Here is a 12,934-nt window from a genome sequence, read left to right on the forward strand (position 1 = left end):
TGATTAATCGAAAGTAATCTGTTCTGGTCCAGATACTTTTTCGATATGACAAGCGCATTTACCACCCTTTACTTTAACAATAACAGATTTGGTCTGATTAGTTTCTACAGATGTACCAGTAATTTTTAAATCATCTCCGGCTTCAGACAGACTTTTGGTATTCCCGTCATCCACTATTATAAAAGAACCTTTTATTAGATTGGATGCAGCAGCAGAACTTGCATACACTTTTTCTCCGGTTCTTTGGTTTACCACGTTAAAGTCTTTAACCTCGGCAGCCATAGCCTTGTTGTCTACGAATTTTATAACGAAAGAGCGAAATTCCTCAGTACAGATCCTGTCCTCGCATTCCGTGTTAGTTGTCTTTTCTTTACAAGACAGCAAGGTGCTGACCAGTAATAGTGCAAGTCCTATTTTTTTCATAATTTATTGGTTTTAGTGATAAACGGAACAACTCAATAAAACGCTACATTTTTACTCAATTTTTATACTTAGCCCTTTTATGGTTTGCCAGCCTTCTTTGTCTGTCAGCCTGATCATAAAATGATAGTCACCAGGATCAATATTTGCTGGGACTTCAATTTCTGTACTTACCTGGTAGGATTTTAAACCTGTCGGAATAGGGATATTTTTAATTAACAAAAATGGTTTTGCAGGTTGTTTAACCGGAGCAAGACTGCATTCTTCCAATTCAGTACTGTGAGTATGATGATCAAAATTATGATGGATGTCCAGATTTAATGATCCCAACTGGACATTATCGCTAAGCAATGCCTTGAATGTAAATTTCTCTCCACGTTTAACTATACTGCATTGTTTTGGAAATGCGTCATTTGTAGCCGTATTGATCTCTGGATAAATTGTGTCAATTGGTCCTGTATTATCTTTACTGCAATTGCTCAATACTGCCATTAATACCAGGCATATGCTCAATAAACTTAGTTTTTTCATTTTATTTATAGTCTATTGTGATGGGTATTACTTTATAAGTGCTAATGTTATGTGTAGTGTTTTTATAAAGGATAACCCAATTGTATTTTCCTGATTCCCACATTTTCTCCCCATTAATTGGGTTTGCTGTTGGCTCATTGCTGTCTTTGTCGGCGCCAATCACAATAGATTCACCACCATATACACCATTGATCTGTTTTAGGGTAGTGATTTTTGAAGCGGCTGCAAGGCCCTTGTGCTCTATTTTAGAGACAACAATCACTTTACTAAGGTCAAGTTTATCGATGCTTTCTGGGTAATAATTCGCTTTCTTTTTTATCAGTACAGAGTATAGGATGCCATCACCTTTAATGTCATTCACTTGTGCATGAAGTTTCAGCTCATCACCCTTTCTAACAATCAGTTCAGTTTCCATATAGGTACCCATGGAATAAATCATAGTGTCATTACGCGAGACGAAATCCCGGCCAATTTTTGGATCAACAGGAACATTTACAGGGTCAATGATGGTCAGGTCTTCCTTAATTTCAAGCTTCGTCCCATTTTCATCCAGTACTACAAAGTAGAAATCATATTTGCCTTCAGGTGCCTCAGCGGGAATGGTAAAGTGCTTGTGTACATTAGTATTTTTGGCACCATTGTATTCTGGCCAGGTTAATTCAAATTTCCAGGTAGCAGTATACTTTTCGCCGCTTTTCTGGAGTATCTTTACTTGCACATCTTTTATCTTATCGGCAGCTATCACATCCGCATTGAAATGGAAATCCCTTCCCCTCAATGCTTGTTTGTTTCCCGATCCGATTTCTACATTTGTTGCAGTGGGTGTTACCTTTTCAGGTTCAACTTCTTTATCTTTTTTACAGGCCTGGAAAGCGGTAACGAAAAGTAGTAAAGCCACTATAATTTTCTTTGTGTTCATAGTTGATAATGTGTTTCTGTTTGAAATTTTAATTGTATTCATTTGATAATTTATTATTGATTTCTATTTTTTTGTTTATTTAAAGGGATGTTAAAGGGGACTTTTAGCGACACAATTATATTTCTTCCTGCTTCAGGAAGTTCAATGAGCCGGTAAAAGCTGGTATGGTTCAAGTATTTGGTGTTCAGCAGATTTTGAGCCTGTAAACTGAGCATCAGTTGCTGTCTGCAAAGACCAAATTTTGTCCCTGCCTGAATATTAATTAGCCCATACCCCGGAGTTCTCTTTTCTGGGGGCACAATGTTATTTTGCTTTGCGGTGATCCGGTAGTCTATTGAAAAATAGGAGTGTTTAACCGATTCCGGCGACCAGGTTAGGTTAACCAGAGCTGAAGCTGGGGGTGAGAAGGGAAGTGTATAGCCCTTTTTGTCTCCCGATACCTGTTTTGCAAATAAGTATTCGCCCAATAACTCAGTACTCAGATTTTTCGTGACCTTATATTTCAGATGGAATTCGCCTCCGTATCTAAGCACTTTGCTTTGAGCATACTGGAAAATCTGATTGCCGGCACCATAGTAAAAATCATGGTTTGCTGTAGGGTTTAGGTAAATGTAGTTGGGAAAATAATTGTAGAAAGGACTGATCAGAACAGACCAGCGGTCTTTATTCCAACCAAAACTCAGATCAAGTTGATACGACTGCTCAGGCGAAAGCGTAGGATCTCCCTTCTCATAACTGAAATAGTGATAATTCACCCCATTTGCACCAAGTTCTTTGGCTATGGGCATTCTGAAGCTTTTGCCAACATTAGCTTTAATTAGGAATTGATCTGGGTTATAGTTTATTCCAATGGACCAAACTAAGCTGTTAAAGCTGCGGTTCAAATCATTAGCCCTAGTTAGCTTTTCTAATATTGTAGTACTTCCTGTTATAAGTTCAGAATCAAACCAATCTGTATATTTAAACATCCGGATCTGCCCGAAATCGTACCTCAATGCGCCATGCAGTAAAACCTGTTCGTTTATTTTGTATTTATCGTATACAAACACTCCTGCGGTAGCCTGTTTAAAGGAGGGCACCAAAAATGTCCAGCCGTTAATGGCATTGTCCTGATATTCTGAATTAAAGCCCGCGGTAAGTTTATGATTTCCAATAGTCATCATATCTCTCAGATTTATGCTATAGACATGCTTATCAAATTCTCTTTCCAGTTGAGGAGAAATAGACATATAATCAGGATATACAGGGGGCATATACCCATGATTTACATATTGACTGAATTCCTGCCGGAAATTTCGTTGGTAACCCAATTCCATTTCCAGCTTATGGCCTTTTGCCTGATAGTTGCTGCGATTGATCAGTTTAAAGTGGTTTACCTGCTGATTGGGCATCTGAATGTCCCTTGAGGATGCATCGTGCATTTCTGTATTTACTCTTCTCGGCTCTAAACCGTGGGCATTGGCGAAGAACCCGCTTTTGCTGTAGATGTTACTGAGGTAAAAAACGGATCTGAAACCTTCCTTTATATAACCAGTATTCAGGTGCAATCCTGTTTCCCGACCGGCGGTATTGCGTAGATTTCGCTTGTGCAACCTAACCGCATAGTCATACACAAACACGGTGTCGGTGGGTACACTGTAATCTCCGTAATTCTGATAGGTAATACGGGAATCAAAGAACCAATCTTCCTTTCGGCCAAACACATTAACAGAGCTCCCATATAGGTTGTTGTTACTTTTGCCAATCAGATCAATCGAACCACCTAGCGTGTTTTTCGGTGCTGCATTAGCTGGTTTTACGTCGATGACTCCGCCTATAGCATCCGATCCATATATAAAGGAAGCCGCGCCTTTTATCAATTCGACCTCTGCGGTAGCAAACTGGTCTATTTCTAAGCCATGGTCAGCTCCCCATTGCTGTCCTTCATGCTTTACTCCTTTATCGATAACCACTACTCTGTTAAAACCGAGTCCTCGGATCAGTGGTTTTGATTGCCCTGATCCAATGCCGATGGTCTTAATACCAGGTAGTCGCTCTAGTGTTTTCATTAAACTTCCACCAAGGTTCCGTTGTATAAAATCGCTGTTAATGGTAATTACATTTAATGATTCCTCTGTTTGGTGTAGTTGCAATCGCTTGTCTTTAATTACCACCTCTTTCAACTGTCGCGCAGAAGGGGGAGGCGTGGTTTTTAAAGTAGAATCCGGCAGACCATGTTTGTCCTGTCCAAAGCCAGTTTGAAAAATGAACAACAGGGAAAATAATAGTACATAGAAACTCTTCATTGATTTTTGGAGTTCAGTTATAGAAAAAAATAGACGAAAGGACACCTGTCTGCTTAGAGCAGGCTTAAATTATGGTGTGAGGAGAAAAAGGAGGCTGGTTAAGCCAAATACGGCGGCCCTTTGTTGGCGATGATTTTCGGAGTAAAATCATAGTGTCCTATTAGCACACACGTATTCAGTGTGATGGCTTCAGGATTTACGATGTTTTGTACTGTCGGATAGTACAACAGTATTTGTTGGCCTTGAACGTAGTGATAATAATCGCAAATGGAACATTTGTCTAAAGACTGAATCTGGTCTTTATCTTCTAATTGTACATCCTGATCTGAATGTCTGTCAACATGTATATGAAAAAGTTGCGCAGTAGATATGAACAAAAATAGCAGCATTAACAGAAAGGAAGCAGTCTGCTGTGATTTTGCCCATAAAAGTTTAACACTTGATTTCATAACTGCATCAAAGTTGCATTTATAATTTGTGATATGCAATAGTTAATGCAATTAAGTTGCTTTTTGTATATCATGATCGACATTCTTTCTTTTATCCTTTTATTGAGGTAAATTAGGGTGTTGAATTAAGACCTTAAACAAGATTGCTATGAATGAAGAATATTTAAACCTTCCCTTGGTTAAAAACCAGGTCGATATGCGCTTTGAATTAAAAATAGGTGAATACACCGTTTTGATCGTCTATAAAGAGCATGGTAAAAAGATCTGGCTGATTCATACCGAAGCTCCTGAAGAATTGAAAGGTAAAGGCGCTGCCACGGCTATAATAGAGAAAACCTTGTCGTATATTGAGGATAATGGTTATAGACTTATCCCTTTATGTCCTTTTGTAGCAGCTTATCTAAAAAGGCATCCCGAATGGGAAAGAATCTTAGATGAAAGTGCAAAGCCTTTTTAATATTCGAAGATGATCAGATTTGGTGTGGATGTTTTGATCGCTCAAAATCCTGACTTTAAGAACCTGCGGATAGCTTTAGTAACTAATGCTGCAGCAACAACAAATCAATGTGAGCCAGTTAGTCTGGCTTTATTAAAAGCGGGTTTTAATCTGGTGAAGTTGTTCTCTCCTGAACATGGATTGGACGTTCAAGGTGCCGATGGAGTTAAAATGCAAAATGGGATAGACCAGGTCACCCAATTACCTGTTATAAGTTTATATGGAGATCATTTGTCACCAACAGAAACAGATTTGCAGGATGTTGATATGATCATATTTGATATCCCGGATGTAGGTGTCAGGTTTTATACTTATTTATGGACATTAACTTATGTTTTGCAAGCGGCTGCGAATTATAATAAACCGTTATTAATTTTGGACAGGCCCAATCCAATTTCGGGAAATTTGCGGCTATGCGAAGGCCCTATGTTAAATGAGGAATACTGTTCATCTTTTATTGGCAGGTGGAATATACCGCTAAGGCATAGTTGTACTTTAGCTGAACTTGCTCTTTTCTTTAACACAACCAAAAATATCAATGCCGACTTAACGGTTCTACCTTGTAGAAATTGGGATAGAAATAAATTTCAACCAGCATGGGGGATCGATTTCTTACCTACCTCTCCAGCTATAAGAAACATTAACGCAGCTATGCTTTACCCAGGATTAGGTTTGTTGGAAGCAACTAATATCAGCGAGGGGAGAGGCGCAACTTTGCCCTTTGAAATTGTTGTATCGCCCTGGATGGATCAGGTTGATTTTCTATCAATTGCTAAGCAGGATGGTATCAGTTTAGAAAGTATAAAGGTAACTCCAAATGAAGGAAAGTATGCCGATCAGGATTGTTTTGGTGTACACTTTAAGCTCAAAACGCATGATCATTTCAAATCGGTGTATCATGGATTGCTACTGATTAAGTTGATCAAGGATCACTATCCAGCTTATTTTAAATGGGCAACTTATCCTACAAACGTAAATCCGGAAGGGACTAATCATTTAGACAAATTGTTAGGATTGCCTCAAAGTGAAGCATTTTTTGAACTGCCTGTGCAAAAATTTGAAACTACCATGATTGACGTTTGTGATGCTCGTGCATGGACTAAGGTAATAAAGCCCTACCTGCTTTATTAATCTTAAACAATTAGATTCTGTTCTTTTACTAGCCTAAATAGCTGAGATCAGTTTTGGTCAACTTAGTGAAGAAATAAAAATAGCCTGAATATTTTATGCAGGCTATTATTTAATTTGAGAAATTCTCAATGTTTAATTAGAATATAGAGAAGGAATAACAACAACTTTAGCCACAATTGCTCTTGTTGGTCTGATTGGTTGTACGTCCTGATTATCGGAACTCTGGATATCAATCGCTATACCACCATTAAATAATTCATAGCTATATGCATCAACATTAAATGTGTATGGTAGTTGAATGTAGCTTGTTGAATTTATTGGATGAGATAGGTACACTAAAACTCCTTCATCATCAACCGTAACCTGATCAATGGCGCCGTGTCTCCATTCATAGGTGTAAGTCAGACCGTCTTGACTCAATACCCATTGATTAGGTTGTATCGTAAAATTATATGTTCTATTGGGCGTATCTTGAATGATCGTGTCCTTCTTGCACGATGCCAGGCCAAGCGTGGCCGTGCATAGTAATAATAATATAAGTTTTCTCATCTGTTTGTGTGTTTGTATTGTTATAGCAAATTTATTGCCACAATATAACGTTCCATTCCTTTACTTATTTTGTAATTAAAATGTTATCCGGAATTTCGTTATCCAAAATAAAGCTAAACCAAATATTCGAACAACATCTGATCGTTGTTTAATTCAATAATTTCGAACTTGAATTCTTTCATTCTTTTCACCAAAGCATCATAATCAGCGCTGTTGGCCAATTCAATACCTACTAAAGCAGGGCCGTTTTCCTTATTAGTTTTTTTAATGAATTCAAAGCGCGTAATGTCATCATGCGGACCTAAAACATTATTCACAAATAACTTTAGTGCACCTGGTCTTTGCGGAAAACGAACAATGAAGTAATGTTTCAATCCTTCATACAACAAAGATTTCTCTTTGATCTCCTGCATACGTTCAATATCGTTGTTGCCACCACTGATGACACAAACTACCTTTTTACCTTTAATTTTATCTTTATAAGCATCAAGAACAGTCACAGATAATGCACCTGCCGGTTCAACAACAATAGCATCCTCGTTGTATAACTTTAATATTGTGGTACAAACCTTTCCCTCAGGAACCAACAATACATCATCCAATACCTGCGTACAAATCTCATAAGTTAGCTTACCTACGCATTTAACAGAGGCACCATCAACAAAACGGTTGATTTCAGGCAAAGTAACAGGGCCACCATGTTCAAATGCTTTTAACATAGATGGCGCACCTTCAGGTTCAACACCAGCTAAAAGTATATTAGGATTTTTGCCTTTTAAATAATTACCTACGCCAGCCGAAAGACCGCCACCGCCAATAGGCATAATCACCACTTCAACATCAGGCAAGTCCTCCAAGATCTCTACACCAACGGTGCCCTGACCTTCAATAATGCTGTAATTATCAAAAGGAGGGATAAAGGTCATGTTGTGTTTTTGCGTGTAAGCCAAAGCTTCTTTTAGGCAATCATCAAAAGTATCGCCAACCAACACCAGCTCTACACTGCCGTTACCAAACATTTCTGTTTGTTTCACCTTTTGCTTTGGTGTAATCTCAGGCATAAATATGACACCTTTAGTGCCTAATTTATCACAAGAAAAAGCAACACCTTGCGCATGGTTACCTGCGCTTGCACAAACAATACCACGACTTAATTCATCAGGTGTTAATTGGCTGATCATATTATAAGCACCACGCAATTTGTAAGAGCGTACCACCTGTAGATCCTCACGTTTCAGGTATATTTCGCAATCGTATTTTTCAGATAACTTGGGATTGTATATAAGCGGAGTATGTTTTACAACATTAGCCAATCGCTTCGATGCGGCTTCGGAATCTAGTTTTAGATTAATCTTTGTCATTTTTTCTGAAAAATAATACCGCCACCTGTTTTCGCAGATGGCGGCTTTAGTTAAGTTACCCAAATATAGGATAAATCAAAAAGTATTATATGTTTTTAGCTAACCAATCGCCTACTTCACTTGTTTTGTAAGCTTTGTTTTTACCGGCTAAATCTTCGGTTACAATACCCTCAGCAAGAGATTTGTTCACAACTTCTCTGATCAATTCAGCTTCCTCTTTCAATCCGAAAGCATCTTCAAACATCATTGCTGCAGACAATACAGTAGCTAAAGGATTAGCAATGTCTTTACCTGCTGCTTGTGGATAAGAACCGTGAATTGGTTCAAATAATGAAGTATGAACACCAATAGACGCAGATGGCATTAGGCCCATAGAACCTGAAATTACAGAAGCCTCATCAGTTAAGATGTCACCAAATAAATTCTCAGTGATCAATACATCATAAGAATTTGGCCATTGTACCAAACGCATCGCAACAGCATCCACGAATTCGTAGCTTACCGTTACCTCAGGGAAATCTTTCTCCATATCCTGTACGGTTTCTCTCCACAAACGTGAAGTCTCCAATACATTCGCTTTATCTACGCAGCAAAGTCTTTTGCTACGTGTCATAGCCATTTCAAAGCCTAATTTAGCTAAACGCTGAACCTCTGCTCTGGTGTAAGTACAAGTATCAAAAGCAGTGTTACCATCGTCTTTTCTACCTCTTTCGCCAAAATAGATACCACCAGTTAATTCGCGAAGAATAATCAAGTCAGTACCTTCAATGCGCTCTCTTTTTAAAGGAGAATTGTCAATTAAAGAAGGGAAAGTAAAAGTAGGACGAACGTTTGCAAATAAGCCTAATTTCTGACGCATTTTCAAAAGACCTTGCTCAGGACGAACAGTCGCTTTTGGATCATTGTCAAAACGTGGATGTCCGATAGCGCCAAAAAGAACAGCATCAGCAGCCATACATATTTCGTGTGTCGAGTCTGGGTAAGGCTCGCCAACCTCATCGATTGCAGCAGCACCAGTAATACCAGCTGTCCAGGTAATTTCGTGATTGAATTTTTTTGCTACCGCATTTGATACTTTTACAGCCTGGTCAATAACCTCTGGGCCAATTCCATCTCCTGCTAAAAGAGCAATATTAAGTTTCATATTTTCGTAATTGGTTTTAATTCTTTTAATAATATTCGGTTTGGATTAATTACCCTTAAATGATGTTTAACATTTTCTGGGTAGCTTTAATTGCACAAACGGTTTGGTCTGAGTCCAGTCCTCTGGTAATAAATATTTTCTGATCCGTTTCCCAGGTGATAATCGTTTCACATAGTGCATCAGAGTTACTTCCCGGAGCTATGCGTACCGCATAATCAATCAGCTTAGGTAGGCTTCTTTTCTTTTGGGTATAAACGTTGGTCAAGGCGTTCATAAAAGCATTAAACTGACCGTCACCTTGCGCATTCTCTTCAAATTTCTCTCCGTCAATGATCACAGAAATAGTTGCAGAAGGGCGTAAACCCATAGAGTTCATCAACACATACGACTCAACAATAACCTTCTCTTCATAAAGGTTACTATCCAATACGTCAGAAATGATATAAGGTAAATCCTCTTTAGTAACGGTTTCCTTCTTGTCACCCAATTCAATTACCCTTTGGGTAACTTTCTTCAGGTCGGCATCGTTTAGTTTCAGTCCTAATTCCTGCAGATTTTTTTCGATGTTGGCTTTACCAGATGTTTTGCCTAAAGCATAACTTCTTTTTCTACCAAAACGCTCCGGCAACAAATCATTAAAATATAGATTGTTTTTATTGTCACCGTCAGCATGGATACCCGCAGTTTGCGTAAATACATGATCACCTACAATTGGTTTGTTCGAAGGGATTCTAACACCCGAAAAGGTCTCCACCAGCTTACTTACCTTATAAATAGAAGATTCTTTTAGTTGTACTTCAACCTCTGGCGCAAAATCTTTAATTACGGCAATAGCACTAGCCATTGCAGCATTTCCAGCTCTTTCGCCCATTCCATTTACCGTCAAGTGCAATCCACTGATTCCAGCTTTAATGGCTTCTAAAACATTTGCAGTACCCAGGTCATAATCATTATGTGCATGAAAATCAAAATGAGTATCTGGATATTTCGATTGCAGATCTTTAATAAACTTAAAGGTCTCGCAAGGCGTTAAAATGCCCAGGGTATCCGGTAGTAAAACTCGCTTTATAGGCTGAGTAGCTAGAAAGTCCAGCATCTGAAAAACATACTCAGGTGAATTACGCATTCCATTGCTCCAATCTTCTAAATAAACATTAGTGGCAATGTTATGAGCGCCAGCCAGATCAACAACATGCTTGATTTCTGCAAAATGCTGTTCTGGTGTTTTTTTAAGCTGATGCGTTAAATGGTTTAATGAACCTTTGGTTAATAGGTTTTGAACTTTAACACCAGCGTTTAACATCCAGTCTATAGAAACACCATTGTCAACAAAAGACAATACCTCTATACGATCTGCATAGCCATTCGTTTCAGCCCAGTTTAAAATGGATTTTACAGCCTGGAATTCTCCATCAGAAACACGTGCAGAAGCAATCTCTACCCGGTCAACATGAAGTTCTTCCAATAATAACTGGGTGATTGTTAGTTTTTCTGAAATGGAGAAAGACACGCCCGATGTTTGTTCTCCATCGCGCAATGTAGTGTCCATTATCTCTATTTTCCTTCTTTCCATGTTCAGGGGGTTGGTTGTTTGGTTGGTTAAAGAGGAAGATGTAAAGCGAATTCCTCAATTTCTGGTTTTATACTTTGCAGGTAATCGATGTCATCAAAGCCATTCAACATATTGTCTTTTTTGTAAGGACTGATTTCAAAAGTCTCTTTTTCGCCTGATGCTAAAAGTGTAATTGTTTGCTCAGGTAAGTTAACTTCCAGTTCAGTATTAGGATCAGCTGCAATTGCTTCGAAGATTTTTTCAGCAAACTCAGGACTAACCTGTACTGGTAATACGCCAATGTTTAAGCAGTTGTTTCTAAAGATATCAGCGAAGAAGCTAGATACTACACATCTGAATCCGTAATCATAAACAGCCCATGCAGCGTGCTCTCTTGATGAACCAGAACCGAAGTTTTTGCCGCCAACTAGTATTTTACCACTATAGATAGGGTTATTTAATACGAAATCTTTTTTAGGAGTATTGTCCGGATTGTATCTCCAATCGCGGAATAGGTTGTCACCAAATCCAACGCGTTCTGTAGCTTTTAAAAAGCGTGCAGGAATCAATTGGTCGGTATCCACGTTTTCTATTGCAAGTGGAACCGCAGTGCTTGTAAGTATATTAAATTTATCGTAAGCCATTTTAATCTTTTTTTGTGTTAGACAAGTTCTTCAACGTTCTCAATTAGTGTTCTAGGATCTGTAACCACGCCTGTAACAGCAGCAGCAGCAGCAACCAGGGGACTAGCCAGCATTGTTCTGGAACCAGGACCTTGTCTTCCTTCAAAGTTTCTGTTAGATGTACTTACCGCATATTTTCCAGCAGGTATTTTATCGTCGTTCATAGCTAAACAAGCCGAACAACCTGGTTGACGTAAAGTAAAGCCAGCTTCAGTTAAAATATCCAATAAACCTTCTTCTTTAATTTGTGCCTCAACGATATGTGATCCCGGAACCAACCAAGCTGTAACATTATCAGCTTTATGACGACCTTTAACCAAGGAAGTAAATGCTCTGAAATCTTCAATACGACCATTTGTACAGCTACCCACAAAAACGAAATCTACTGGCTTACCAATCATAGAATCACCTTCAGAGAAGCCCATATAACCTAATGATTTTGCATAAGTTGCAGCACCACCTTCTACCTGGTCAGCATTTGGAATCTCATGAGAAATACCCATACCCATTCCAGGGTTTGTACCGTAAGTGATCATTGGCTCAATTGAAGAACCATCGAAAGTTAATTCTTTATCAAATACAGCGTCAGCATCAGTTTTTAAGGTTTTGTAATAAGCTAAAGCTTTATCCCATGCCTCGCCTTTAGGGCTAAACTCACGACCTTTTACATACTCGATGGTCGTCTCATCAGGGGCAATCATACCACCACGAGCCCCCATTTCAATACTCAAGTTACAAACCGTCATACGGCCTTCCATAGTCATGTTTTCAAAAACATCACCTGCATACTCCACAAAATAGCCAGTGGCACCAGAAGTAGAAAGTTGAGAGATAATGAATAGGGCAACATCTTTAGGTGTAACACCTAAACCTAATTTGCCATTCACATTGATACGCATTTTTTTAGGCTTTGGCTGCATAATGCACTGTGTAGAAAGTACCATTTCTACCTCAGATGTACCAATACCAAAAGCAATAGCACCAAAAGCACCATGTGTAGAAGTATGTGAATCACCGCAAACAATAGTAGCACCAGGTTGGGTAATACCATATTCCGGACCTACAACGTGTACAATACCATTCTTTTGGTGACCTAAGCCCCAGTGACTGATACCATATTCATTGGAGTTCGATTCCAATGCTTTCAACTGGTTAGCCGAAAGTGGATCTGCAACTGGTAAATGTTGGTTAATTGTTGGCGTGTTGTGATCTGCCGTAGCAAATGTACGCTCAGGATACAATACTTTAATCCCTCTGCTTTTTAAACCTAAAAAGGCAACAGGGCTGGTTACTTCGTGAATAAGATGGCGATCAATAAAAAGCACATCAGGGCCACCTTCTATCTTACGTACGACGTGAGTGTCCCACACCTTATCAAATAATGTCTTGCTCATTTTTTTCTTTTTTATTATAA

13 protein-coding genes are annotated in these 12,934 nt (G+C 38.8%); 2 read left to right on the plus strand and 11 right to left on the minus strand.

Annotated features, from left to right (window positions below):
• Window positions 1–3 precede the first annotated feature (3 nt).
• From BLS35_RS25045 to BLS35_RS25065, 5 genes are all read right to left on the minus strand, one after another.
• Window positions 4–423 (minus strand): hypothetical protein, encoded by a 420-nt coding sequence (locus BLS35_RS25045; RefSeq protein WP_090786565.1) that lies wholly within the window; start codon window positions 421–423, stop codon window positions 4–6.
• Between the two features lie 51 nt (window positions 424–474).
• The gene (locus BLS35_RS25050) at window positions 475–951 is read right to left on the minus strand and encodes a DUF4625 domain-containing protein (RefSeq protein WP_090786567.1); all 477 of its coding nucleotides are present in this window, start codon (window positions 949–951) and stop codon (window positions 475–477) included.
• Between the two features lies 1 nt (window position 952).
• Window positions 953–1,870 (minus strand): DUF4625 domain-containing protein, encoded by a 918-nt coding sequence (locus BLS35_RS25055; RefSeq protein WP_090786691.1) that lies wholly within the window; start codon window positions 1,868–1,870, stop codon window positions 953–955.
• A gap of 53 nt (window positions 1,871–1,923) precedes the next feature.
• Window positions 1,924–4,155, minus strand: coding sequence for a TonB-dependent receptor (locus tag BLS35_RS25060; RefSeq protein ID WP_090786569.1), 2,232 nt, complete (start codon window positions 4,153–4,155; stop codon window positions 1,924–1,926).
• Window positions 4,156–4,253: 98 nt separating this feature from the next.
• Window positions 4,254–4,604, minus strand: a complete 351-nt coding sequence (locus BLS35_RS25065; protein ID WP_090786571.1) for a hypothetical protein — start codon at window positions 4,602–4,604, stop codon at window positions 4,254–4,256.
• A 148-nt stretch (window positions 4,605–4,752) separates the two neighbouring features.
• Here BLS35_RS25065 and BLS35_RS25070 point away from each other — a divergent pair, with 148 nt between their 5' ends.
• Window positions 4,753–5,061, plus strand: coding sequence for a GNAT family N-acetyltransferase (locus BLS35_RS25070; RefSeq protein WP_090786574.1), 309 nt, complete (start codon window positions 4,753–4,755; stop codon window positions 5,059–5,061).
• A 9-nt stretch (window positions 5,062–5,070) separates the two neighbouring features.
• The gene (locus BLS35_RS25075) at window positions 5,071–6,231 is read left to right on the plus strand and encodes an exo-beta-N-acetylmuramidase NamZ family protein (protein WP_090786576.1); all 1,161 of its coding nucleotides are present in this window, start codon (window positions 5,071–5,073) and stop codon (window positions 6,229–6,231) included.
• A 132-nt stretch (window positions 6,232–6,363) separates the two neighbouring features.
• Here BLS35_RS25075 and BLS35_RS25080 read toward each other — a convergent pair whose 3' ends face one another.
• The 6 genes from BLS35_RS25080 to leuC form a co-directional block, all read right to left on the minus strand.
• On the minus strand, window positions 6,364–6,780 hold the full coding sequence (locus BLS35_RS25080) for a hypothetical protein (protein WP_090786578.1): 417 nt from the start codon (window positions 6,778–6,780) through the stop codon (window positions 6,364–6,366).
• A 113-nt stretch (window positions 6,781–6,893) separates the two neighbouring features.
• Window positions 6,894–8,141, minus strand: coding sequence for a threonine ammonia-lyase IlvA (gene ilvA / locus BLS35_RS25085; RefSeq protein WP_090786694.1), 1,248 nt, complete (start codon window positions 8,139–8,141; stop codon window positions 6,894–6,896).
• An 85-nt stretch (window positions 8,142–8,226) separates the two neighbouring features.
• Window positions 8,227–9,285: a 3-isopropylmalate dehydrogenase gene (gene leuB / locus BLS35_RS25090; protein WP_090786580.1), complete on the minus strand. Its 1,059-nt coding sequence runs from the start codon at window positions 9,283–9,285 to the stop codon at window positions 8,227–8,229.
• Window positions 9,286–9,340: 55 nt separating this feature from the next.
• Window positions 9,341–10,858: an alpha-isopropylmalate synthase regulatory domain-containing protein gene (locus BLS35_RS25095; RefSeq protein ID WP_090786582.1), complete on the minus strand. Its 1,518-nt coding sequence runs from the start codon at window positions 10,856–10,858 to the stop codon at window positions 9,341–9,343.
• Window positions 10,859–10,884: 26 nt separating this feature from the next.
• The gene (gene leuD / locus BLS35_RS25100) at window positions 10,885–11,481 is read right to left on the minus strand and encodes a 3-isopropylmalate dehydratase small subunit (RefSeq protein ID WP_090786584.1); all 597 of its coding nucleotides are present in this window, start codon (window positions 11,479–11,481) and stop codon (window positions 10,885–10,887) included.
• Window positions 11,482–11,498: 17 nt separating this feature from the next.
• Window positions 11,499–12,914, minus strand: coding sequence for a 3-isopropylmalate dehydratase large subunit (gene leuC / locus BLS35_RS25105; protein ID WP_090786587.1), 1,416 nt, complete (start codon window positions 12,912–12,914; stop codon window positions 11,499–11,501).
• Between the last annotated feature and the right edge of the window lie 20 nt (window positions 12,915–12,934).

This window comes from Pedobacter sp. ok626 (assembly GCF_900100435.1).
Classification (GTDB): domain Bacteria; phylum Bacteroidota; class Bacteroidia; order Sphingobacteriales; family Sphingobacteriaceae; genus Pedobacter.